The organism is Bradyrhizobium sp. SZCCHNS3016 (genome assembly GCF_032484535.1).
In the GTDB taxonomy this organism is placed as follows: domain Bacteria; phylum Pseudomonadota; class Alphaproteobacteria; order Rhizobiales; family Xanthobacteraceae; genus Bradyrhizobium.
The window spans coordinates 291,297-313,311 of the sequence record NZ_JAUETE010000003.1 but is presented as its reverse complement, the minus strand read 5'-3'; the positions used below and the strand labels follow the sequence as shown (position 1 = coordinate 313,311).

Annotated in this window: 21 protein-coding genes; 5 read left to right on the top strand and 16 right to left on the bottom strand. The window is 66.4% G+C overall.

Translation table 11 applies throughout. The features are described 5' to 3' along the window. Positions 1 to 680 precede the first annotated feature (680 nt). Positions 681 to 2,267: a gamma-glutamyltransferase gene (ggt, locus tag QW881_RS08940; RefSeq protein ID WP_316158239.1), complete on the bottom strand. Its 1,587-nt coding sequence runs from the start codon at positions 2,265 to 2,267 to the stop codon at positions 681 to 683. A gap of 132 nt (positions 2,268 to 2,399) precedes the next feature. Between ggt and QW881_RS08935 the strand changes: the two genes are divergently transcribed. Together QW881_RS08935 and QW881_RS08930 are read left to right on the top strand one after the other, a co-directional pair. After that, a complete protein-coding gene (locus tag QW881_RS08935; RefSeq protein ID WP_315756962.1) occupies positions 2,400 to 3,179 on the top strand; it encodes a rhodanese-related sulfurtransferase in 780 nt (259 codons plus the stop codon). Further along, positions 3,166 to 3,393 (top strand): SlyX family protein, encoded by a 228-nt coding sequence (locus QW881_RS08930; RefSeq protein WP_315756961.1) that lies wholly within the window; start codon positions 3,166 to 3,168, stop codon positions 3,391 to 3,393. Before QW881_RS08935 ends, QW881_RS08930 begins: the two co-directional genes overlap by 14 nt. 13 nt (positions 3,394 to 3,406) lie before the next feature. Here QW881_RS08930 and QW881_RS08925 read toward each other — a convergent pair whose 3' ends face one another. Continuing rightward, on the bottom strand, positions 3,407 to 5,317 hold the full coding sequence (locus tag QW881_RS08925; RefSeq protein ID WP_315756960.1) for a diguanylate cyclase: 1,911 nt from the start codon (positions 5,315 to 5,317) through the stop codon (positions 3,407 to 3,409). A 170-nt stretch (positions 5,318 to 5,487) separates the two neighbouring features. After that, positions 5,488 to 5,727 carry a hypothetical protein gene (locus tag QW881_RS08920; protein WP_315738420.1) on the bottom strand — a complete coding sequence of 80 codons (240 nt, stop codon included), beginning with the start codon at positions 5,725 to 5,727 and terminating at the stop codon, positions 5,488 to 5,490. A gap of 182 nt (positions 5,728 to 5,909) precedes the next feature. Here QW881_RS08920 and hemE point away from each other — a divergent pair, with 182 nt between their 5' ends. Beyond that, positions 5,910 to 6,956 carry a uroporphyrinogen decarboxylase gene (hemE, locus tag QW881_RS08915; RefSeq protein ID WP_409998997.1) on the top strand — a complete coding sequence of 349 codons (1,047 nt, stop codon included), beginning with the start codon at positions 5,910 to 5,912 and terminating at the stop codon, positions 6,954 to 6,956. Positions 6,957 to 6,960: 4 nt separating this feature from the next. Here hemE and hemC read toward each other — a convergent pair whose 3' ends face one another. From hemC to QW881_RS08900, 3 genes are all read right to left on the bottom strand, one after another. Further along, on the bottom strand, positions 6,961 to 7,938 hold the full coding sequence (gene hemC, locus QW881_RS08910; protein WP_315756959.1) for a hydroxymethylbilane synthase: 978 nt from the start codon (positions 7,936 to 7,938) through the stop codon (positions 6,961 to 6,963). 15 nt (positions 7,939 to 7,953) lie between these two features. Next, on the bottom strand, positions 7,954 to 9,579 hold the full coding sequence (locus QW881_RS08905) for a choline dehydrogenase (protein ID WP_315756958.1): 1,626 nt from the start codon (positions 9,577 to 9,579) through the stop codon (positions 7,954 to 7,956). Between the two features lie 91 nt (positions 9,580 to 9,670). Next, positions 9,671 to 10,849 carry an acetate/propionate family kinase gene (locus QW881_RS08900; RefSeq protein ID WP_315756957.1) on the bottom strand — a complete coding sequence of 393 codons (1,179 nt, stop codon included), beginning with the start codon at positions 10,847 to 10,849 and terminating at the stop codon, positions 9,671 to 9,673. Between the two features lie 170 nt (positions 10,850 to 11,019). Here QW881_RS08900 and QW881_RS08895 point away from each other — a divergent pair, with 170 nt between their 5' ends. Together QW881_RS08895 and QW881_RS08890 are read left to right on the top strand one after the other, a co-directional pair. Further along, positions 11,020 to 12,054: a uroporphyrinogen decarboxylase family protein gene (locus QW881_RS08895; RefSeq protein WP_315757101.1), complete on the top strand. Its 1,035-nt coding sequence runs from the start codon at positions 11,020 to 11,022 to the stop codon at positions 12,052 to 12,054. Positions 12,055 to 12,192: 138 nt separating this feature from the next. Further along, positions 12,193 to 12,840 carry a hypothetical protein gene (locus tag QW881_RS08890; RefSeq protein ID WP_315756956.1) on the top strand — a complete coding sequence of 216 codons (648 nt, stop codon included), beginning with the start codon at positions 12,193 to 12,195 and terminating at the stop codon, positions 12,838 to 12,840. Positions 12,841 to 12,852: 12 nt separating this feature from the next. Here QW881_RS08890 and QW881_RS08885 read toward each other — a convergent pair whose 3' ends face one another. The 10 genes from QW881_RS08885 to QW881_RS08840 form a co-directional block, all read right to left on the bottom strand. Next, entirely contained in the window at positions 12,853 to 13,833 is a 981-nt protein-coding gene (locus tag QW881_RS08885) for a PDR/VanB family oxidoreductase (protein WP_315756955.1), read from the bottom strand. A gap of 10 nt (positions 13,834 to 13,843) precedes the next feature. Continuing rightward, the gene (locus QW881_RS08880; RefSeq protein ID WP_315738426.1) at positions 13,844 to 14,599 is read right to left on the bottom strand and encodes a GntR family transcriptional regulator; all 756 of its coding nucleotides are present in this window, start codon (positions 14,597 to 14,599) and stop codon (positions 13,844 to 13,846) included. Between the two features lie 5 nt (positions 14,600 to 14,604). Beyond that, positions 14,605 to 15,648, bottom strand: coding sequence for an aromatic ring-hydroxylating dioxygenase subunit alpha (locus QW881_RS08875; RefSeq protein WP_315756954.1), 1,044 nt, complete (start codon positions 15,646 to 15,648; stop codon positions 14,605 to 14,607). A 373-nt stretch (positions 15,649 to 16,021) separates the two neighbouring features. Further along, complete coding sequence (locus QW881_RS08870) at positions 16,022 to 16,630, bottom strand: nuclear transport factor 2 family protein (RefSeq protein ID WP_315756953.1); 609 nt, start codon at positions 16,628 to 16,630, stop codon at positions 16,022 to 16,024. A gap of 1,087 nt (positions 16,631 to 17,717) precedes the next feature. After that, positions 17,718 to 18,386 (bottom strand): hypothetical protein, encoded by a 669-nt coding sequence (locus tag QW881_RS08865; RefSeq protein WP_315755486.1) that lies wholly within the window; start codon positions 18,384 to 18,386, stop codon positions 17,718 to 17,720. A gap of 152 nt (positions 18,387 to 18,538) precedes the next feature. Then, entirely contained in the window at positions 18,539 to 19,207 is a 669-nt protein-coding gene (locus QW881_RS08860) for a DUF1109 domain-containing protein (RefSeq protein ID WP_315755485.1), read from the bottom strand. After that, the gene (locus QW881_RS08855; protein ID WP_315755484.1) at positions 19,204 to 19,836 is read right to left on the bottom strand and encodes a sigma-70 family RNA polymerase sigma factor; all 633 of its coding nucleotides are present in this window, start codon (positions 19,834 to 19,836) and stop codon (positions 19,204 to 19,206) included. The genes QW881_RS08860 and QW881_RS08855 overlap by 4 nt, the downstream gene beginning before the upstream one ends. Beyond that, positions 19,826 to 20,332: a DoxX family protein gene (locus QW881_RS08850; RefSeq protein WP_315755483.1), complete on the bottom strand. Its 507-nt coding sequence runs from the start codon at positions 20,330 to 20,332 to the stop codon at positions 19,826 to 19,828. The genes QW881_RS08855 and QW881_RS08850 overlap by 11 nt, the downstream gene beginning before the upstream one ends. Further along, positions 20,329 to 21,114, bottom strand: a complete 786-nt coding sequence (locus QW881_RS08845) for a DNA-binding domain-containing protein (protein ID WP_315755481.1) — start codon at positions 21,112 to 21,114, stop codon at positions 20,329 to 20,331. The genes QW881_RS08850 and QW881_RS08845 overlap by 4 nt, the downstream gene beginning before the upstream one ends. Continuing rightward, on the bottom strand, positions 21,114 to 21,983 hold the full coding sequence (locus QW881_RS08840; RefSeq protein ID WP_315755480.1) for a DUF692 domain-containing protein: 870 nt from the start codon (positions 21,981 to 21,983) through the stop codon (positions 21,114 to 21,116). The genes QW881_RS08845 and QW881_RS08840 overlap by 1 nt, the downstream gene beginning before the upstream one ends. Positions 21,984 to 22,015: the final 32 nt, after the last annotated feature.

Here is a 22,015-nt window from a genome sequence, read left to right as displayed (position 1 = left end):
GAGGTGGGATGCGATGGCCGCGTTGTTGCCGCAGCATGCTTGTCTGGTGTGCGGACGAACGGCAATGCCGCGGACGTGAAGTCGCAGCGTCCTGATACCCCGATGCTGGTATCACGCGCAGTGCGCGCAAGCGCATTGTCGCAATGGTGGCCAACAAGCCCGGCGCACCAGGGAGACTGCGTATAAGCGTGAAGACCGTCGCGCAGGGAATGCCGGTTGAATCGGCTTTGCCTGTGGTACCTGCCGCCTGCATTCTTTTCGCAGGCGGGCCATGGGTGGGGCCTTCACCCGGCATTCCCTGCGCCCTCTGCATTTTTGCAAGGGCCACGATGATCGCAGACCTCGGGCGTCCGTGCCGCGAGAACGAGACCGTGTGTCGATCGTTGTTTGAGCCGTGTATCCGCCCCATCCACCGCCGTCGTCCCGGCTCCGATCCGGGACCCATACGCCGCGGCGGACGTGACGTGCGAGGAACTAACGGCTGGCCTGCCTCAAACCACTGCCTGGGGTTATGGGTTCCCGCGCAAGGCCGGGACGACAGCGGTGTGTGTGGATGCGGCTTGCGTAGCCACCATCGTCATTGCGAGGAGCGAAGCGACGAAGCAATCCGGGGTCACGATCGCCACTCTGATCGTTTCGCTGCGCTCGCGATGACGAACGCACGGAGGAATTCCGGCGCCTCAATAGCCCAGCGCGCAGCCGTCCTTGCGCGGGTCGGAGCCGCCGGTGAGCGTGCCCTTGTCCCAGTCGATCCAGATCGCCTGACCGCCGCCGAGCGGCGACACCACCTTGGCGGTCTTGTGGCCGATCTTCTGCAAGCCCTCGACCACCTCGGCCGGCACGCCATCCTCGAGCTGATAGACGCCCTCGTAATGCAGACCCCTGGCCATATCGATCGCTTCCTGCACGTCGCAGCCATAGTCGAGGATGTTGGTCAGCACGTGGGTCTGGCCGACCGGCTGATACTGCCCGCCCATGACACCGAACGACATCTGGGCGCGGCCGGCCTTGGTGGCGAGCGCCGGGATGATCGTGTGCAGCGGACGCTTGCCTGGACCGATGCAGTTCGGATGGCCCGGCTGGATGCGGAAGCCGCCGGCGCGGTTCTGCAGCAGCACGCCGGTCTCGTTGGAGACGATGGCCGAGCCGAACGAATGCGCGATCGAATTGATGAAGGAGCAGACGTTGCGGTCGCGGTCGACGACCGTGATGTAGACCGTCTCCGGATTCATCGGCGGCGCGACGTTCGGCAGATCAAGCAGCTTGTCGAGGCTGATCTGCGAGATGTACTCGTCGGCGAACTCCTTGGCGAGGATGCTGGCGACCTCCGTCGTCATGTGCGCGGGATCGCCGATGTGCTGCTCGCGCATCATGTAGGCGATGCGCGCGGCCTCAGCCTCGAGGTGAAAGCGCTCGACGCTGAGCGGATCGATGCGCGTGAGGTCGAAGCGCGAGAGGATGTTGAGCATCACCAGCATGGTGATGCCCGGGCCGTTCGGCGGGCACTGCCAGACGTCGTAGTCCTTGTAGGTGGTGCCGATCGGCGAGGTCACCTCGGTCTGGTGGTTGGCGAAATCCTCCAAGGTGTGCAGGCCGCCGATGCCACGCAGGGTCTGCACCATGTCCTCGGCGACCGCGCCGGTGTAGAAGCCCTTCGGCCCGTCCTTGGCGATGACGCGCAGGGTCTGCGCCAGCTCCGGCTGGCGGATCACGTCACCCACGGCAGCGGCCTTGCCATGCGGCAGAAAGTAGCGCGCGGTGTTGGTGCCGTTCTTGAGCTTCTCGAACTGGTTGTTCCAGTCGAACGCGACACGCGGCGCCACCACATAGCCGTCCTCCGCGGCGCGGATCGCGGGCTGCAGCAGCCGGTCGAGCCCGAGCCGGCCGTGGTCGCGCAGGATGCGGTCCCAGGCATCGATCGCGCCGGGCACGGAGACGGCATGAGCCGAGGTCAGAGGGACCGAATGGATCTTGCGCTCGAGAAACCAGTCCACGGTCGCGGCGGCGGGCGCCCGGCCCGAGCCGTTATAGGCCATGATCCGGCCTTCGCCCCTGGGCTGGACCAAGGCGAAGCAGTCGCCGCCGATGCCGGTCGATTGCGGCTCGATCACCCCGAGCAGAGCGCAGGCCGCCACCGCCGCGTCGGCTGCGGTGCCGCCGGCCCGCAGCACCTCGATCCCGGCCAGCGCCGCCTGCGGGTGCGAGGTGGCGATCATTCCGTTCTGGGCGTGGACCGTCGACCTGCCGGGGAAATGGAAGCTTCTCATCGTTGCTCGCTGCGTGATCGTTTGGTGGCTGGAATGCCAGTGCTGACCGGCTACATCGCACATTCCTTCCAGGCTCGGCAATGCCCGGGGATACCAGCTTTTCTATGGTCAGCTCTGCTGGTAAACGGCCGCATGCCCCTCGCCGTCGCCGCCTTCTATCAGTTCGTCGCCCTGCCGGATTTTCGCGACCTGCGCGCGCCGCTCCACGCCTTTTGCGCCGAGCGCGGCATCAAGGGCAGCGTCCTGCTGGCCGAGGAGGGCATCAACGGCACCGTGGCCGGGACCGAACCGGCTATTGCCGCTCTGGTAGGCGAGTTTCGCGACGGAACGCTGTTCGCCGGCCGGCTGGACAGTCTGGAGCTGAAATATTCGCGCGCCACGGCCATGCCGTTCCGGCGCCTCAAGGTGCGGCTGAAGCGGGAGATCGTGACGCTCGGCGATCCCACCGCCGATCCGACCCGGCAGGTCGGGACCTATGTCAGTCCCGCCGATTGGAACGCGCTGATCGCCGCGCCGGATACCGTCGTGCTCGACACAAGGAATGCGTTCGAGGTGGCGATGGGGACGTTCGAAGGCGCGGTCGATCCAGGCCTGCAGAGCTTCGGGCAGTTCAAGGATTTTGCGGAACGCGCACTCGATCCTGCGAGGCACAAGCGGATCGCGATGTTCTGCACCGGCGGCATCCGCTGCGAGAAGGCGAGCGCGCTGCTGCTGGCGCGCGGCTTTTCCGAGGTCTACCACCTCAAGGGCGGCATCCTGAAGTATCTCGAGGAGATCCCGGAAGCCGAGAGCCGCTGGCGCGGCGGCTGCTTCGTGTTCGACGAACGCGTCGCGCTCGGCCACGGTCTGCGGGAGCACAGCGCGGCCACGATCAAGGCAGTTCCGGAGGGCGCACGCGATGAGCAGCTCTGATCCATCCAACGCGGAGCTCGGCGAGCGGATCGACACGCTGGAGATGCGCCTCACCTTCCAGGACGACACGATCGAGACGCTGAACCAGACCATCACCGCGCAGTGGCGCGAGATCGATGCGCTGAAGCGCAAGATCGCCCTGCTGGTCGAGCGGCTCGAGGATGCGCAAGGCAACGCCGAAGGGCCGCGCAATGAGCCGCCACCGCACTACTGAGTGCGCGGCGATCTCAGGCCGGGACGGTCGCCGGCGCCTTGCCGGCGGGCAGATCGATCACCTCTCCGGCCATGATCAGGCGGTCGCGGCCGGCGTCCTTCGCGGCATAGAGCGCGCGGTCGGCCGCCTCGATCAGCGAGGCCGGTCCGGCCGATCGCTCGAAGCCCGGCCGGCACACCGCGCCGCCGATGCTCGCGGTGACGATGCCCGCCGGGTTGTGGTCGTGGACGATGTGGGCCTCGTGCAGTGCCCGCCTGATCCGCTCGCCGAGCCTGGCGCAGCCCCCGGCATCGGTGTTCGGCAGCAGGATGGCGAACTCCTCGCCGCCGTAGCGGGCCGCCAGATCCGAGCTGCGCTGCGCCTCGTCGGCGAGAATGCCGGCCACGGTGTGCAGGCATTCGTCGCCGGCCGGGTGACCATAGGCGTCGTTGAAGGCCTTGAAGTGGTCGATGTCAATCATCAGCAGCGCCAGCGAAGTCTTGTCGCGGTAGGCCCTGCCCCACTCCTCCAGCAAACGCTCGTCGAACCGGCGGCGGTTGGCGAGCCCGGTGAGTCCGTCCTCGATGGCCAGCGTCTCGAGCCGTCCTTGCAGCGTCTTCTGCTGCGTCACGTCGCGGGTGACGGCGACGAAGCCGTCGAACGCGCCGTCCGGCTGACGGGTGGCGCGGATCGTGGCCTCTACCCAGATCTCCGACTTATCGCGGCGGCGCATGCGATAGGTGGCGCGCGCCTCGTCGACGACGCCCCTCCTGAGCTGATCGAGGATCTCCTGCAACTGCGGGCGATCGAGCGGATGCACGCCGGAGAGCGCGCGCTTGCCCAGGAGCTGCGACGGGAGCCAGCCCAGCACGCGCATGGTCGAGGGCGAGACGTAGCCGATGCATTCGTCCAGCTCGATCCGCGTCACGATGTCGCTGGAGCCTTCGGCGAGCAGCCGGAAGTTCTCCTCCTTTGCCGCCAGCGCCGCGGCAAGCTGCTGCCGCTGCAGCAGCTGCTTCGCGAGGAAGATGCCGATCGCAATGACGAGCGCGACCAGACAGACCAGCACCGTGAGCCGAATCAGCGCATCACGCTTCCATTCGGCCAGGACCTCCGCCTCCGTGCGCGTCACCAGAATGAGGAACGGATAGCGCTGCGCGTGCTGATAGAACCCGATGCGTTCCGATGTTTCGCCGAGCCTTCGGAACTGCAACGGCCCCGACGCCGGATGATAGGGGATCGCTTCAAGTACGGGGCGCCCGACCGTCTGCGGGTCCGGTTCCGCATTGTCGGCGAGGACGGCTCCGTCACGGCTCATCAGGCTGATCGTCCCCTCACGACCGACGGCAAACTGACGGTAGAACTGAGCGAAATAGGCAACGTCGATGGTTGCCAGCACGACGCCGCCGAACCGGCCATCCGCGTGATTCCATCGCCTCGACAGGGTGATGACCCATTGACCGCCGGCCCTGCTCTGCACCGGACGACCGATCAGCAGCGAGCGATCGGCCGAAATCCTATGGTATGCGAAGTAGTCGCGATCGGCATTGTTGTAGTTGGTGAGCGTGACATCCTCGGTGGTGGCAAGCCAGTCGCCGTTTTCGCCATAGGCGAAGATGCCCCGGATGCGGCCGAGATTGGCCTTCCTCGTCTTCAGAATCGTCTGCAGTCGGGCGATCGCACCGGGCTTGCCGTCATCGGTCTCGAGCGCGGCGACGACGCCGCGCAACAGCGAATCCGCAAGCTCGAAGGTATCCTCGACGTGCTGGGTGAGCGAGTGAGCGAGGTTGCCGAGATCGGTTTCGGCATTGCGCACCTCCGCCTGTCGGGACGTCCATTCGCCCCAGACGCTGTAAGCGAGAATCGCGACCGACACGAGCGCAAGCACGCCAGCCGCCCACATCGGCAGGCGGCTTCGATCAACTCTGGTCGCACCAACGTCCATTCCGCGGGACTCTCCGGACGCCGGGAGAGTCCCATGGACATCTTATTTAACCCTGAAATGCGGCGGGTCCGAAGGCGTCCGCGGCGCCCCGTAAGATTACGGCATCTCCCGTACGACTACGGACAAACAGCGGCGGCGCCGCGGTCAAGGCGGGCGTTCAGCCTGTTAGTTCAGCGAACGAACACCGATCGCACCTTGTCCCAAAGCGATGGCGAATGGTCTCGGTCAACGTCAGCATCGTCCTTCACACGGGTCGTCGAGGGCTGCTGCAGGCTCACCGGATCCGAGGCCGGAAACGTGTCCATCAGTCCCTTGTCGAGCTGCGTTGCAGTCTTGCGGTCGAGACGCGCGGCTTCGCGGGGATCGACCGCGTGCTTGTCGTGCGGCGCAGGATTGAATTTCTCGGCCATGACCAATCTCCCTGTGGGACGACAACGCAGGGGCGAAGGACGTGTTCCCCTCGATGTGACGCCCTGCGACTGCGGGGACGCTCGCATCTCCCGCGACGCCCGAGCGGATATGACCTTGGCCGGAACCGCTTGGGCATGTATCACGGACGGTAAACTGTTCCCGAAGTTGCGGAGCCCCGAGCGTGAGTAAGACTGCCGTGAACAAGCCTTTCATCGACGTGCTGTCTGGTCAGCGCCAGAGCGGACCGCCGATCTGGATGATGCGGCAGGCCGGCCGCTATCTGCCGGAGTATCGCGAGGTCCGCGCCAAGGCCGGGGGCTTTCTCGATCTCTGCTTCAATCCTGAGCTCGCGGCCGAAGTCACGCTGCAGCCGATCCGGCGCTTCGGCTTCGATGCGGCGATCATTTTTTCGGACATTCTGGTGATCCCGCATGCGCTCGGCCGCAGCGTCCGCTTCGAGGTCGGCGAAGGTCCGCGGCTCGACCCGCTCGATACGCCGGAGAAGATCGCGACGCTGTCGGCGAAGGCAGACCTGTCGAAGCTGGAAGCGGTGTTCGAGGCGCTGCGCCGTGTGCGGGCCGAGCTGCCACCGAGCACCGCCCTGATCGGCTTTTGCGGCGCCCCGTGGACGGTCGCGACCTACATGGTCGCGGGCCAAGGCACACCTGATCAGGCGCCGGCGCGGCTGCTCGCCTATCGGCATCCCGATGCGTTCGGCAGAATCATCGATGCGCTGGTCGACAGCTCGATCGCCTATCTCTTGAAGCAGCTGGAGGCCGGTGCCGACGCGCTGCAGATCTTCGACACCTGGGCCGGGGTGCTGTCGCCGCGCGAGTTCGCGCGCTGGTCGGTCGCGCCGACGCGACGCATCGTCGAGGGCGTGCGCAAGGCGCGGCCGGATGCGAAGATCATCGGCTTTCCGCGTGGCGCCGGCGCGCTGTTGCCGGGCTACGTCACCGAAACCGGAATCGATGCGGTCAGCATCGACTGGACGGCGGAGCCCGCCTTTATCCGCGAACGGGTGCAGAGCAAGGTGGCTGTTCAGGGCAATCTCGATCCGCTGGCGCTGATCACCGGTGGCGCGGCGCTCGACCAGGCGGTCGACGACGTGCTGGCGAGCTATGCCGGGGGACGTCACATCTTCAATCTCGGCCACGGCATCCTGCCGGAGACACCGATCGCCCATGTCGAGCAGATGCTGGCGCGCGTCCGCGCCTACAGGAGATGACCGATCAACGCGGCCGGCTGCGCTCGATCAGCTCGGCCGCGCCGTTGGCAAGCAGCTCGAGCCCGACCGCGCGGCCGAGCTCGCGCGGGCGATCAGCGGGCGCCGAACGCTGCGCCTCGATGAAGCGGCCGCCGTCCTCGTCGAGGACCGAGGCGGTCAGCGTCAACTGTCCGCCGTCGATGGTCGAAAAGCCTGCGATCGGCGAGTTGCAATGGCCGTTGAGCACCCAGAGCACCTCGCGCTCGGCGTCGGCGCAGGTCCGCGCCGCCGCATCGTCGATGGTCGCTAGGATGCGCCGGGTTTCCCAATCCGACGCGGGGCACTCGACGGCGACGATGCCCTGCCCGACCGCCGGCAGCATGTCGGCGACCGGAAACTCGTAGGAGGCGCGGTCGGACAAGCCGACCCGCTCCAGCCCGGATCGCGCCATGATCAGGGCGTCGGCCGGCCCCACGGCGCCGCCGTCCGGTAGCCGCTGCAGCTCGCCATTGTCGAGCTTGCGGATGCGGGTGTCGGCCGCGCCGCGGAAATGGATCAGCTCGGCCTGCGGAAACAGCCGCCGCGCATAGGCGGCCCGGCGCACGGCATTGGTGCCGATCTTGAAGCCCCGGCCGCCATCCTTGCGAAATTCGTCAAGCGACAGCCCGCGCCGCAGCACCAGTACGTCGCCCGGCGGATCGCGCGACAGCAGCGCTGCGATGACGAGACCGGGCGTCTCCTCGTTGCCCGGCATGTCCTTCAGCGAGTGCATCGCTGCATGCAGCCGGCCGTCCAGCATGGCACGGCGGATCTCGGCCACGAACGCCCCACCCTTGCCGCCATGCGAAAGCAGCTTGCTGGTCTGGTCGGAATCGCCCGTTGTCTCGAATTTGACGATCTCGATGTCGAGCGACGGAATCGCAGCCTGCAGCCGGCGGGCGATCTCCTCCGTCTGCGCCAAGGCCATCGTGCTCTTGCGGGTGCCGATCCGGAAACGTGTCACGAACTCATTCCTGCGTCAGCGCGCGTCCTGCAAGATCATGTCGGAGGCCTTCTCCGCGATCATGATGACCGGCGCGTTGGTGTTGCCCGAAACCAGATCCGGCATGATCGAGGCATCGACCACGCGCAGGCCGTCGACGCCGCGCACGCGCAAGCGTTGATCGACCACGGCGACCGCATCGGTCCCCATCCGGCAGGTCGAGGTCGGATGGTAGATCGTGCTGCCGGTCTGCCGGCAATAGGCCAGGATGTCGTCATCGCTCGCGATCTTGGATCCCGGATAGGCTTCATCCGAGACATACGGCTTCAGCGCCGGTGCCGCCAGGATTTTCCGCAGGATCCGGAGACCATCGATGTTGGCCCGCCGGTCGGTTTCACTGGCGAGATAATTGATGCGGATTTCCGGCGGCACCGTCGGATCCGCGCTCCTGATCCGCAGCGAACCGCGGCTTTCGGGCCTGAGCTGGCAGACCGAGGCGGTGAAGCCGGAGAAGGTGTGCAGCTTCTCGCCCATCTTGTCGGTCGAGAACGGGATGAAGTGGATCTGGATGTCAGGGCTCGCAAGCCGCGGATCGGTCTTGAAGAACGCGCCGGCCGTACCCGCCGCGATCGTCAGCGGACCGTTGCGGAAGGCCGCATAGCGTGCGCCGGCCAGCACCTTGCGCACGGGGTTGTTGACGATGTCGTTGAGCGTGATGCGCTGGCTGCAGCGCATCACGATGCGGACCTGCAGATGGTCCTGCAGATCACTCCCGACACCGGGCGCATCGAGGATCACGTCGAGGCCGTGCTGCTTCAGCAGTTCGCCCGGACCGACCCCGGACAACTGCAGCAGTTGCGGCGAGTTATAGGCACCGCTCGACACCAGGATCTCTTTGCGAGCGCGGGCCGTCCGCATCCGGCCGCGCTGGCTGAACGTCACGCCGCACGCCCGGCGTCCCTCGAACAGGATGCGCTGGGCCAGCGCGTCGGTCTCGACGTGGAGGTTGCTGCGGCCGAGCGCCGGCCGCAGGTAGGAGACTGCGCTGCTGGCGCGCCGGCCATGGCGTGTGGTGGTCTGGAAGAACCCCGCGCCCTCCTGACTCGCACCGTTGAAGTCGCCATTGAAGGGCAACCCGGCCTCGACCGCCGCCTTCACGAACGCTTCGGACAACGGGTCCTCGTGTCGCCAGTCGGACACCGACAGCGGACCGTCGACGCCATGATAGTCGTCGCCGCCGCGGGACTGATTTTCCGCCCGCTTGAAATAGGGCAGCACGTCGTCATAGCCCCAGCCGACATTGCCGCGCTGGCGCCAGCGGTCGTAATCTTCGTGCTGGCCGCGCACATACAGCAGGCCGTTGATCGAGCTGGAGCCGCCGAGCACCTTGCCGCGCGGCTGGAACACGGAGCGGCCGTCGAGCCCGGGCTCCGGCTCGGTCTGGTACATCCAGTTGACGGATTTTTCCTTGAACAGCTTGCCGTAGCCGAGCGGAACGTGGATCCAGATGTTGCTGTCCTTCGGACCGGCCTCGAGCAGCAGCACCGTGTGCTTGCCGTCGCTGCTGAGCCTGTTGGCGAGAACGCAGCCGGCCGAGCCGGCACCGACCACGACGTAGTCGAATTCCATGTCCGCCTCACGCAACGCCACGCTGCCTTCCATCGCTTCCCCACCGGCCTTGTTGTTCTTTCGATGATACCAAAACGCAAGGACATGCAAGCGGCAAATCAGCAGGTCTGGTCGGCCATCTCAGTCATTGCTGCCTAAGCAGGCGCGCGGCGTGCCGCGCGATCATCATTTCCTCATTGGTATTGACCACGCGCACGTGCACCCGCGACCGGTCCGAAGAGATCAAGGAATGGCTCGCACGATTGCGGCCGTCGTCCAACGCGATCCCGAGCCATTCGAAGCCTTCGCAGACGCGCTGGCGAATGCGCCATGCGTGCTCGCCGATGCCGCCGCAGAACACCACCGCGTCGATGCCCGAGAGGATCGCGGCCATGGCGCCGAGCTCGCGCCTGATGCGGTCGACAAAGTAGTCGATCGCCTGTCGGGCCTCCGGCGTGCCGGCTGCCTCCAATTCGCGCATGTCCTGCGACAGTCCCGACAATCCCTTGAGGCCCGAATGATTGTAGAGGAGATCGGTGACCGCCTCGGCGGTCATCCGCTTCTCCTGAAGCAGATAGAGGACGACGCCAGGGTCCAGCTGACCGCAGCGCGTGCCCATCGGCAGACCGTCGAGCGCCGTGAATCCCATCGACGAACCGATGCTCTGCCCATCCCGGATCGCACACATCGAGGCGCCGTTGCCGAGATGCATCACGACCACCCGGCCCTTCTCGTCGAGCGGAGCGATCTCCTTCAGTCGCGAAACGACGTATTCGTAGGACAGGCCGTGAAAGCCGTAGCGGCGGACGCCTTGATCATAGAGCTCACGCGGCAAGGCGTAGGTGTCATTGACCCAGGGGTGCGAGCGATGGAACGCGGTGTCGAAACATGCGACCTGCACGGCATCGGGAAAGGCGCGATGCGCGGCGCGGACGCCGGAGAGATTGTGAGGCTGGTGCAATGGTGCCAGCGGAATGAGCTTTTGCAGATCATTCAGAACATCGTCATTGACGACGATCGGCTGCGTGAAAGCGAGCCCGCCATGGACGACGCGATGACCGACGGCGTCGACTTCGGTGCGGCCGATGGCGCGTTGCAGTACCTCGAGCACGACGCCGAGAGCCGCCTCGTGATCGGTGGCGCTCGCGGCATCGAGCCGTTCGTCAGCCAGCGCACCGTCCCTCAGCTTTGCTTCGAGATGCGGCGCCGCACTGCCAAGCCCTTCGATCTGGCCATGCACGGCCTCGACAAGGGCGGCATCTTCCTCGAACAAGGCGAACTTGATCGAGGATGAGCCGGAGTTGAGGGTCAGGATGTGTTGCATCGATGATGCCGCCTCGTGGAGAATGATGAACTGATAAACTGCAGAAAATACGAACTATTTCCGTGACGATCCGAAGACGAACAAAACGCTAGGTTGCATTCCGCCCTGAGCTCACTGCCTGCTATCATATCAAAGGTTGAGTCGGACCCGCGGGAGAGCATTGCGTGAATATGCCTCGACATCTCCTGCCGACCACCGTGGTCGGAAGCTACCCGCAGCCGGATTGGCTGGTCGATCGCGCAATGCTGTCGAAGTCCGTTCCCCGCATTCGCATGCAGGGCATGTGGCGCATCCCCCGGCCGCTGCTCGACGACGCCCAGGACGATGCGACCATCGTCGCGATCCACGACATGGAACAGGCCGGGATCGACATCGTGTCGGATGGCGAGATCCGGCGCGAAAGCTACTCCAACCGGTTCGCGACTGCGCTCGACGGCGTCGATGCCGACAATCCCGCCATCATCATCTCGCCGTCCGGGATCAAGACGCCGGTGCCGCGCGTCGTCAGCCCGATCCGGCGGACACACCCGGTCGAGCTGCGTGACATGGAGTTCCTCCGCCGTAACACCAAGCGTGCCGCCAAGATCACCCTGCCCGGGCCGTTCACATTGAGCCAGCAAGCCCAGGACGACTTCTACGGTGACGACGAGGCGCTCGCGATGGCCTTCGCCGAGGCCGTCAATGCCGAGGCCCGCAACCTGCAACGCGCCGGCGCCGACGTCATCCAGCTCGACGAGCCCTGGGTCCGCAACAATCCGCAGGCGGCGCGGCGCTATGCCGTCAAGGCGATCAACCGGGCGCTCGATCATATTACGGTGCCCACCATCGTTCACGTCTGCTTCGGTTATGCCGCCATCGTGCCGGGCTCCAGCAAGCCGAGCGGATATGCGTTCCTGGCCGAGCTTGCCGATTGCCACGCCGCGCAGATCGCGATCGAGGCGGCGCAGCCGCGACTCGACCTCGGCGTTCTCAAAGATCTCTCGACCAAGACCATCGTGCTCGGCGTCCTCGATCTCGGCGATGCCGAGGTCGAGCCCGTCGCAGTCGTCGCCGAGCGCATCCGCAACGGCCTCAAAGTGGTGGCGCCGGAGCGGCTGGTCGTGGCGCCGGACTGTGGCATGAAATATCTGCCGCGTGCGACCGCCTTCGGGAAATTGAAGGCGATGTGTGGGGCGGCGGCGCGGGTGCGCGAAGAGCTCGCCTGAAAGCCCAATGTGGCAGATGCGGCGCATGTCGGGCGCGACGCTCCACGATGGCGCCACCCTGCAAACCCATTTCCGGAATAAGGCAGCCGGCGAGCGCGAGGAGTCGGCTGGCCCGATCTCGTCGCAAGGGAGGCTCCGATGGCCGTCTGCATCACGTCGAGACATGTCGCCGGTGCGATCGGCATGCTTGCCGGCGCAGCGTTGAGCGGGACCGCGATGGCCGATCCGCTCGACGACATCATGGGCGGCCTGATGCGCGACGCGCGCAGCTCGTTTGCGCGGATGGTGCCGATCGGGCTCGTACCGACCATGCCATCGCTCCAGCCCCCTCCCATCCAGCAGCCAACGGCACTCCCACCATCCTCTCCGCCCGCGCTCCCGCCACAGGCTCAGACCGTCAAGCCGCAGGCCGCGGCGAAACCACTGCGCCCCCGGCCGCCGCTCAGTCCCGCCGCGACGACGCTGGCGGCTGCCCATGCAGCCGAGACGGTCGCCGACGCCAATCTCGATGCGGCGCTGGCGGCCAACGAGAAGGCCATTTCCGACCGCGACGCGGCGGAGGCGCTGGCGAAGGCCAATCCCACCGCTACCAACATCGCGGCGGCCAAGGCCGCGGCCGAGGCCGCCTACCTCGCGGAGGCCAACCTCACCGACGCGCTGCTCGCCGACAAGGACGCCGACGCGCGCCTCAAGGCGGCGCGGGCCGCTCTTGCCGCGGAGCAGAGCGGCCGGAGACCGGCCGCCAAGCCGCAGGAAGCGATGCCGGTCAGCCTCGCCGACAAGTAGCCGGCATCGCGCTCACAGCGCGTCGGCTCGTTCCATCGTATCGATCGTGACCACGCCATGGGCGCGCGACACGCAGGCGCAGAGCTTGCGGTTGTCTTGCTTCTGCTCGGCGCTGAAGAACACGTCGCGATGATCGATCTCGCCCTCGACCTCGACCACATCGACCGCGCAGACGCCGCACTCGCCGCGCCGGCAATCCGCCATAACCTCATGGCCGGCGACATTCAGCACGTCGAGCATCGAGCGGTCGCGCGGCACCACGATTTCCTCGCCGCTGCCACGCAGCCGGACCTTGAACGGCTCGGTCGACAGCCGGCCGCTCGATCCGAACGTCTCATAGCTGAGATCGGCGGGAGCGCGGCCGCACGCCGCCCACGCGCTGCGCGCGGCATCCAGCATCCGCATCGGTCCGCAGAACAGCACGGCTGCTCCGGACGGCAAACCCGAAAACAGACCGGTCAGGTCCAGCCGCTGCGACTGGTCTGCGGCATACACCGCGAGCCGATCGCCGAGCAGTGCCGAGAGCTCATCAACATAGGCCGCCTCGCCCTGCGATCGCACTGCGTAGTGCAACGAGACGTTCGGCGTCTTGCGGAGCAGCGCGTGCGCGGCCCCAACCAGCGGCGTGATGCCGATGCCGCCGGCCACCAGACAATAATGCGGCCGCTGCCAGTCGACCTGCAGCAGCGAGGTCGGGCTCGCCACATCCAGCCGCGCACCGGGCTGCAGCGACCACAGATAGCGCGACCCGCCGCGGGAATCCTCGGCGAAGCGCACGGCGATCCGGTAGCCACGCGGATCCGCCTCGCCGACCAGCGAATAGGAGCGGACATCGGGCTGGCCGGCGGCGAGAACGCCGACCTTGATGTGGCTGCCAACCGCATAGGGCGCGCAGACATAGCCGTCGGGCCGCAGAATGAATTCGCGGATGCCCGGCGCGAGGTCGCGTGTCGAGACCAGGGTCGCAGGCGACCAATTGTCCTGGAAACGCATGATCGCCTCCTCAGCCGTTGGTCTGCGTCTTGATCAGGACCGCCGCCGGCACCAGGTCCATCGGACCACGCGCCTTCACGGCCAGCCGCAGGTTGCGGGCGGCAAGCCGGGCATGCTCGCGCATGATCCCCTCGGCGCGCGCGCCCTCGCGGTTCTCGATCGCGTCGATGACAATGCGGTGATGCTCCTGCGCGACCACCAGGATGTGACGCGCCTCGGGGAGCGCCGATTGCGCCATCACGAAACCGCTCGGCGAGGCGAACGGCAGCGCGCTGGCGCGGTCGACCTGGCGGATCACGGGCGGACTGCGCGACAATTCGGCCAATAAGGCATGAAAGCGCGCGTTCAGCGCCACATAGGCCGAGAACCCATCGAACGAGAGCTCGGCGGGCGCGATGAGCTCGTCGATCTGGGCGAGGCATTCGCGCATCGGCTCGGTGTCGCGCACGGACACGCCGCGCTCGGCGGCGAGCCGCGCCGCCAGTCCTTCCATCGTGCCGCGCACCTCGATGGAGTCGAGCACGTCGCGCTCGGAGAACGACTTCACCATGAAGCCGCCGGATGGAATGGCCTCGAGCAGCCCCTCCTCCTCCAGCCGCACCAGCGCCATCCGCACCGGCGTGCGCGAGACGCCGGCGGCCTCGACCGCCTGCAGCTCGGAGATGCGCTCGCCAGGGCGCAAGCCGCCGGTGAGAATCAGGTCGCGCAAAGTGAGCTGCGCACGGACGGTCTGCGAGATCGAGCGCTCGCTGTCACGCTCAGCCATTCCATTTACTCCGCGGCTTCGCGCAGCGGCGTTTCGCGCGCGATCATCCGATCGATGATCCGTCGTGCCCACATTGCGCCTGCATCGATGTTGAGGTTGTAGAAAACGCGTCCTGGATTCTCGTCCATCGCACGCTGCTGCGCTTCCAGGATCAGCTCGTCCTCGCGGAAGATGCCCGACACGCCCTCGCGAATCTCCGTCGTCAGCCGCTGCTCGGAGAGCTGGTAGTTGCGGGCGAACGCCCAGAAATAGTGGCAGGTCTTGTCGGTCTCCGGCGTGATGGTGTTGAGCACCATGCCGTTGACGCCCTGCGAGCGGTCGCCCTCCGGCGCGCCCGTCTCGGTCGGGGCGACGCCGACGTCGATCGTCACCGTGCATGGCGCCTCGAAACGGATGATCTGCCAGCGGTCGACGAGACCGGGCTTGCCGAGCTGCTTCGCCCAGAACGGCGGCGGCTCGATGCCGCGCATCCAGCGCGTCACGGTCGCGGTGCGCTCGCCATGGGTGACGTCGAACGGCGCTTCCGCCACCGCGTCGTTGCCGATCGACGAGCCGTGCACGAAGGTCTCGTGCGTGAGATCCATCAGATTGTCGACCACCAGCCGGTAGTCGCATTTGACGTGGATGGTCTTGCCATCGCCGGCCCAGGCCGGATCGTGATTCCAGTGCATGTCGGGAATGGTCGCGGGATCGGCCAGCGCCAGATCGCCCATCCACAGCCAGATGAACCGATGCCGCTCGACCGCCGGATAGGCCCGCACGCAGGCCGAGGGGTTGATGGTCTCCTGCGAGGGCATGAACGTGCAGCGGCCCTGCGGGCTGAACTTCAAGCCGTGATAGCCGCAAACGACAGTATCGCCTTCCAGCCGCCCCTTGGACAGCGGCACCAGCCGGTGCCAGCAGGCATCTTCGAGCGCGGCGATGGTGCCGTCGGCCTTACGGTACATCACGACGTGCTTGCCGCAGATCGTCCGCGGCAGCAGGGCCTGCTTGACCTCGGCGTCCCAGGCAGCGGCGTACCAGGCATTCATCGGAAAAGAAGCGGCCATGGCGTGTCCTCGTGTCGGTATACGTCCAACTGGCCGCTGTATACAATAAGTGGGAGACAAGGCGCAAGTTCCGCCTGTTCCATGTCCCCAGCTGCCATCTTTGTATACAACACACCGTCTCAGCCGCGCGACGGTTCCGCCAGAAGGAACGAAGCTGACAGACAATCCTTTCTGATTCAGTGACTTGCGTTGATTCCTCGCCGGTCCTCGACCAGATGTCACCCGTTCGGCTTCGGTCTTCGCCACCCAGCGAGCGCTCGATCCCTTGGCATCTTTGCCTGGCAGCGGGACCACAGGCACGAGGGATCAGCCGCCCCCACGGCGAGAGCAGATCCCGCAGGCAGCGCGGCACCAGCGAGGCAGGGTTCGACGATCAGGAGTGCTCGCCCCGAAGCCACGCGGCGCCGCGTGCATAGAGCGCTTCGACTTCCGGCCCCTTCAGCCCGGGCATGTCGCGCTTCACCGTGTAGCCGATGCGCGTCTGCAGATAGGCGAGATGCCGATACCCCACGGGAAACTGCTCGAGCAGCGCACGATCCAGCGCCGGCACCGCGCCGGGTGTCACCGGGTCCATGCGATCCTTCTCATAGATCGGCTGGCGCAGCACGATGCCCCATTTGCCCGCGCGCTTCTCGAGAAAGTCGTAGAAGCGGCCGGTGCAGAGCACGTCGCAAACGACGCCTTCGACCTCGGCGCGCTGCGAGATCGTCATCTTCGTCTGCGAAATCGCGCGGTGGCCGGCGAGATCGACCGAGATGCCGCCGAGAAAGTGCAGGATGTTCACGCCCTTGGCCCAGGCCGCCTTGCTGATCTCGATGAACTCGTCGCCGGTGCCCTGCGTCCACGTCGCCATCATCCGCCCATCCGGATGCCACACCGTGCGGAAACGCTCCCAATCGCCGGCATCGCGCCAGATCGCCCAGTTCTGCAAAAGCTCGCGGATCTGACGGTCGTCCTCGATTTCGGCGGCGGTCTTGGTCATGTGCATTTCCTCTGTGTTGTGCGGCTGCTGGATACATGGATCGGAGCAGCGCTGCAAAACTCACATTGCTGGTGATGAAGTCCAAGACGCGCCAAGCATTCAGTGTCGTTCCGGGCAAGTCCGACAACGCGGAGCGTTGCCGGACGCCGACCCGGGATCCATACGCCGCGGCGGATGCGGCTGGGCGAGAATGGTCGACCATCGTGCCTCGCACATCTCCTTGGGGTTATGGATCCCGGATCGGCGCGCGCGTTGCGCGCTTGTCCGGGACGACGGTTGAGTAAATGTCGACACCTTCGGCCTCATCACGGAGGCGAAGTGATAAGCATCTTTCATCCCGCGGCACGTCGTGCCCGGGTGATGCAGCATTCGTGTCCCTCCTGATCATGAGAGGGCGCGAGGAAGGCCGGACCTCGGCTGAGGCCCGTGGCCCGCCTGCTCAAAAGAATGCAGGCGGCAGGTACCACAGGTACAGCCGGACAGACCCGGCCTTCCCCGCGCGACGGTGTTAACGGTGTCCTTCGTGCTCTCCCTGGGGATCGGCGTTCTTGCCCCCATCGCCCGCGCGTGCCGTCAAGCAACGCTCACGGACTTGACCTCAGCGTCGAGAGGCCAGGACCACACGACTTCGCCGTCCGTGCCGCCTGCGCTCGTCTGGCACAGCCGTCACGTCCATCGCAGCCCACCTCCACGTTCGTGACGACGCGTACGTCCCTCTGCTCGAGGCGGGTTGCGCCGACATAAGCACAATTTCGGAAAAACCGCAACCAAAATCTTTCCAGTCGGCAGGCCGCCTGCCCCGAAACAGCGCGAGAAGCTCATCGTTCGGCCGTTCGGTCGCTCCTAAGGCCTTCCCCCTGAACGACCAAAGCGATCGCATTTGCGTCGTTGATGTCCGCAGCCGTTGCTGAGCTCTCATGGTCCGAGGGCCGCGGCAAGCGGCGGTCTCAGAGGACGGCCGCAGGCGCCGCCAGCACTGCGCTCTTGTCCATCTGCGATCCCCCTGCCCCCACAACCGTGCATGATGGCCTACGAATAGTCGGGTCACCTCGCCGGCCTTGCCATCATGCGCCAGCTCTCTGACCGCCTATTCCGGAATCCGTGCGATCAGCTGATGATGGGCATTGACGCCGATGTCGCCGCGCTGCGCGCCATGAGCCGCACCGTCGCTGTGATAGACGAGCAGTACGGCGTTGTCGTGGGTCAGAGACTGCGGCGCCATGATCGTCAGCTTGGCCTTGCCATCTGCGCTGGCCACGAAGTCGTTGGTCGTGGCAGTGCCGTCGAGCGGCGTGAAGCCGACAGGCTTCTGGTCGAAATGGTTTTCGAACAGGCTGTAATGGCCGCCCGGCTTCAGATCATCGAAGCTCATGGCAATCTCGACCTTGCCGCCAGCCGCCGGCGTGAGCGTCACGCTGCCGCTCGCCGCCAGCCAGTCGCCGAGCGTGAAGCCGATCGCCTCTCCCTTGGCATTGGAGATTGCAACGTTCATCGCATCCTGATCGATGAACGCTGGCCGGAAGCTGGCGACATGCGAGATGTTCTGCGGCCCGACGGCGACCGGCGCTGCCGCGTCCGCGACGAAGGCATGGGGATCGACCGACTTCGGCTGCTTTGTCTCGGCCGAGAAGAATGCAGCATGCGTGACGAAGGTCAGATGGCTTGCATCGGCCGCCATGCTGGGGCCGGAGTCAGCGAGTGACGCGAGCAGCAGCACCGGGCCGGCCCACGAGATCAGATTCTTCGATCGTTGCATCGTCCTATTCTCCTGGCGCCGCGTGCATGTCGACGCGCGCGATGCGCGTCCTGGCGGGCCTGCCCGCGCCGAAGCCCTGCTGGCTGTTCGCTTCGAATGCGACAAAGGTTACGCCCGCTGCCGCCCATGTCGTGGCGCGCAGCACTGCGAGCTCAGTCCTGGGCAAAGACGCGTGGCGCGATCGAGAGGAACATGCGGCGGCCAAACAGGGCGGCCCCCCCCATGAGCAGGACCGCCGTTCCGACGTTCCACATCAGGATCATCACCGAGGCGTCGATGGTATGGAACAGCGCGAGCGCCGTCGACGTGATCGCAGAGACGGCGAGGCTTCCCATCAGAGCGACCATGGTGGGACGAAGCCGCGCGGCATAGCGCAGCATCACCAGCAAGGCCAGCGACAGCGGCAGACTCGTCACCGCGAGCGTCGTGAAGCAGCGCGCCGCTTCGCCCGGACTCATGCCGTCGGGACCGATCGAGACCCAGTCCGTCAGACACTGATAGCCGATGTTGGACAGCCAGAGCGCAAGCGCCGGCAGCGGCAGGAGCATCCAGAGTCGCGAGCGGTCGGGAAGACTGATCAGGAACGCCGCGATCACCGCCAGCACGCCGGTCAGGATCGATCCCAGGAGGCTGGTGACGAAGGGCGCATCGTGGAGGCGCTGCGCCAGATCCGGACGGATCCCCTGGTTGACGGCGAGCAACGCCACGATGGCGACTGCTCCCAGCAGCCAGCCGCAGGCGCGCAGCAGCGGCGGCCGCAGCCGTCTCACCGGCCGCATGTCGGTCGCAAGGGAGTCGATCAGGTCATCGGTCTTGATCATGGCTCGTTCCGCGGAATGAGCAGCTTCTGAAGGCTCTTCAGAGCGCGGTGCATGTTGACTTTCAAGGAGGTCGTGGACATTCCGGTCGCCGCCGACGCCTCCCTGAGCGACAGCTCCTTGAGCTTGAGCAGCCGCACGGCCTGTTGCTGGGCCGGCGGAAGGTTGCCGATCGCCCGCTCCAGTTCGCGGCGGTCAGGGGCCGCCTCCGCACTGGTCTCGGGCTCGGCTGCAATCTCGTGCTCCGGCGCCAGCGCGATCTCTCGCCCACGCTGGCGGACCTGCCGCCGCACCCGATCGATCAGTCGGCGGTTGGCGATGGTCACCAGCCACGGCGCGAACGGGCGCGTCGGATCATAGGTGTGGCGGATCGAATGAATGGTCAACAGCACGTCCTGCACCGCGTCCTCGATGTCGCTGCGGTCGTTGCAGCGCCGGGCCGCGAGCGAGCGCAGATACGGCGTGATCTCCCGCAGCAGTCGCTGATAGGCGACGCGGTCACCCTCCTGGGCATGCGCCATCAGGATCGCCCAATCGAGCGCCCGCCGCCCCGGCTTGACCTCGGCACGCGCCTGATGGTCGGCCGAGACGAGCCTCAGCCGCGGTGCGGGACCGCCCGGATCACTGCTCATCGGCGCCCTCCGCCTTTCGACCGAACGACGCTGCGAGACGATCGAGACTGACAGGCCCCGGCCCCAGGGCGATGATCGCAACGGCCATCGCAGCCCATGGCAGATGAAAATTGGCCCAGCCGTCGGGGACCACGAGCTGAATGATTGCGGTCATCATCAGAAGCCCGAGCGCGCTCAGCCGGGTCGCGAGCCCGGCCACGAGAAGCACGGGCAGCACGATCTCGGCCACGCCATCGAAGAACGCGAAGGCCGTAGGCCAGGGAAGATCGTAGGCCTGCCCGAACACATGCAGCTTGAACTCATCCTCGAACAGATAGGAAGCGGCCGGCGACAGCGACAGCAACCCATCCCACTTGGTCAGGCCGGATCTGAAGAACGGGACCGCCAGCGCGATCCGCAGCACCGGGGGCGCCACGGTCCCCGCCAGGCGAGCGAGCCGATCCGCGACGTCACGCACGACGACGGCGAGGGCTGGAATGGTTGCGGCCGTTCTCATGCCGTCCCCGCCATCGGCGCGAGGTCGAAGCCGATCACGGCTCCGCTGTGGATCAGGTCGTGGAGCGTTCCGGCCAGCTCGAACCGGACGTCGGCGCGCGGCGCATTCTCGAGCGCCGTCAGGACCGATCGGCCAGCCAGGAGGGCCTCGACGAAAGCGAGGCTGCCCGCGGGGATCGAGCGGACCACGACATCAGCGTCCGGACGGACGATCAGCGCGGCCTCTCCGGCGTCGAGATCTACAGGGCCAGGAATTCCTCCCGCCGTATTCATCTGCCAAATCGTGAGCGCAGGAAACGATGAGCCGACGAGCCGCAACGACGGATGAAACCGCAGGCGAAGCCCGGGCAGAGCGGCCGGCGCAACGGCTGCGAAGGCCGCCGGTGTGACCGGCCCGGCCTCGGCGGCGTGATATGCCTCCGTCCAGGCGCGCTCGATCCGCGCGACATCCGCCAGATAGGGCAGCGCCGATGCCGGCGCGAAGCCGTGGATGAACGCGGCGAAGCCGGCGCCGTAATCGAGCAGGATGGGAGAGCGCGGAAGCTCGGAGACGACATAGCGGCGCGCCATGGCCTGGAAGAACTCCGCTCCGACGATGCGATGCACTGCGGGATAGGCGTCCTTCAGCGTGGCCGTCAAGCCGACCACGACGTTGTTGCGGTAGACGCCGAAACGTCGCCGGCTCGGCGTGCCGTCCGGCCCGACCAGGCCGGCGGGCACCGGCTGCTCGGGATCGAGCAGCGCCCGCGCAAAGCTGCCAAGAGGTTCAGCAGGCGGCGGCATCACGCCACCTCCGTCACTTGCATCTGCATGATCGCCTCGGCGCGGCTGGCGTCTTCCGCGAGCACCGGCCAGGGTGGCACCTCGGCGTCCCACTCGATCAGCGTCGGCACCGGGCCGATCGACCGGATGGCGCGCGCATACAGCGCCCAGACCACGTCGTCGACCGGACGGTCATGGGTATCGATAAGGAGCGGCTGTCCGTGCTCGTCGGCCTCGCGCGCGTGACCGGCGAGATGGATCTGCAGCACATGCCGAAGCGGAAATGCGTCGAGATAGGAATACGGATCCCACTGCTGATTAGTTGCGGCGACGTACACGTTGTTGACGTCGAGCAGGAGTCCGCAGCCGGTGCGGCGCGCGATCTCGGCAATGAAGGCGGGTTCGGACCAGTTGCTCTCGGCGAACGCGACATAGGTGGACGGATTTTCGAGCAGCATGCGGCGGCCGAGCGCGCTCTGCACCTCGTCGATATTGGCGCAGATGCGGTTCAGGGTTTCCGTCGTGTAAGGGACCGGAAGCAGATCGTTGAAGAACCCGGACTCGTGCGACGACCACGCGAGGTGTTCCGAGAACAATCCCGGCTCGTAGCGCGCGATCAATTGGCGGAGGCGGCCGAGATGCGCGTGGTCGAGCGGGCGATCGGCGCCGATCGACAATCCGACGCCGTGAAGCGACAACGGATAGCGCTCGCGAATAGCCATGAGGTAGCGGTGCGGCGGTCCGCCGGCGCCCATGTAGTTCTCGGCATGCACTTCGAAGAAGCCGATGTCGGGCGATGTTTCGACGATGCAGCGGTAGTGCTCGGCCTTCAGGCCGACGCCCCCCCGTGCAGGGATCCCTGCAGCCGTCGAGAATTGCGAGCGTGACATGTGGTGGCTCCGATCAAGAAGTGAGGCGGGCC

Excerpts from the sequence above, each read along its gene's own strand:
- ggt (WP_316158239.1), bottom strand. The coding sequence starts at position 2,267 with ATGAGAAGCTTCCATTTCCCCGGCAGGTCGACGGTCCACGCCCAGAAC.
- QW881_RS08935 (WP_315756962.1), top strand. The coding sequence starts at position 2,400 with ATGCCCCTCGCCGTCGCCGCCTTCTATCAGTTCGTCGCCCTGCCGGAT.
- QW881_RS08930 (WP_315756961.1), top strand. The coding sequence starts at position 3,166 with ATGAGCAGCTCTGATCCATCCAACGCGGAGCTCGGCGAGCGGATCGAC.
- QW881_RS08925 (WP_315756960.1), bottom strand. The coding sequence starts at position 5,317 with ATGGACGTTGGTGCGACCAGAGTTGATCGAAGCCGCCTGCCGATGTGG.
- QW881_RS08920 (WP_315738420.1), bottom strand. The coding sequence starts at position 5,727 with ATGGCCGAGAAATTCAATCCTGCGCCGCACGACAAGCACGCGGTCGAT.
- QW881_RS08905 (WP_315756958.1), bottom strand. The coding sequence starts at position 9,579 with ATGGAAGGCAGCGTGGCGTTGCGTGAGGCGGACATGGAATTCGACTAC.
- QW881_RS08900 (WP_315756957.1), bottom strand. The coding sequence starts at position 10,849 with ATGCAACACATCCTGACCCTCAACTCCGGCTCATCCTCGATCAAGTTC.
- QW881_RS08895 (WP_315757101.1), top strand. The coding sequence starts at position 11,020 with ATGCCTCGACATCTCCTGCCGACCACCGTGGTCGGAAGCTACCCGCAG.
- QW881_RS08890 (WP_315756956.1), top strand. The coding sequence starts at position 12,193 with ATGGCCGTCTGCATCACGTCGAGACATGTCGCCGGTGCGATCGGCATG.
- QW881_RS08885 (WP_315756955.1), bottom strand. The coding sequence starts at position 13,833 with ATGCGTTTCCAGGACAATTGGTCGCCTGCGACCCTGGTCTCGACACGC.
- QW881_RS08880 (WP_315738426.1), bottom strand. The coding sequence starts at position 14,599 with ATGGCTGAGCGTGACAGCGAGCGCTCGATCTCGCAGACCGTCCGTGCG.
- QW881_RS08875 (WP_315756954.1), bottom strand. The coding sequence starts at position 15,648 with ATGGCCGCTTCTTTTCCGATGAATGCCTGGTACGCCGCTGCCTGGGAC.
- QW881_RS08870 (WP_315756953.1), bottom strand. The coding sequence starts at position 16,630 with ATGACCAAGACCGCCGCCGAAATCGAGGACGACCGTCAGATCCGCGAG.
- QW881_RS08865 (WP_315755486.1), bottom strand. The coding sequence starts at position 18,386 with ATGCAACGATCGAAGAATCTGATCTCGTGGGCCGGCCCGGTGCTGCTG.
- QW881_RS08860 (WP_315755485.1), bottom strand. The coding sequence starts at position 19,207 with ATGATCAAGACCGATGACCTGATCGACTCCCTTGCGACCGACATGCGG.
- QW881_RS08855 (WP_315755484.1), bottom strand. The coding sequence starts at position 19,836 with ATGAGCAGTGATCCGGGCGGTCCCGCACCGCGGCTGAGGCTCGTCTCG.
- QW881_RS08850 (WP_315755483.1), bottom strand. The coding sequence starts at position 20,332 with ATGAGAACGGCCGCAACCATTCCAGCCCTCGCCGTCGTCGTGCGTGAC.
- QW881_RS08845 (WP_315755481.1), bottom strand. The coding sequence starts at position 21,114 with ATGCCGCCGCCTGCTGAACCTCTTGGCAGCTTTGCGCGGGCGCTGCTC.
- QW881_RS08840 (WP_315755480.1), bottom strand. The coding sequence starts at position 21,983 with ATGTCACGCTCGCAATTCTCGACGGCTGCAGGGATCCCTGCACGGGGG.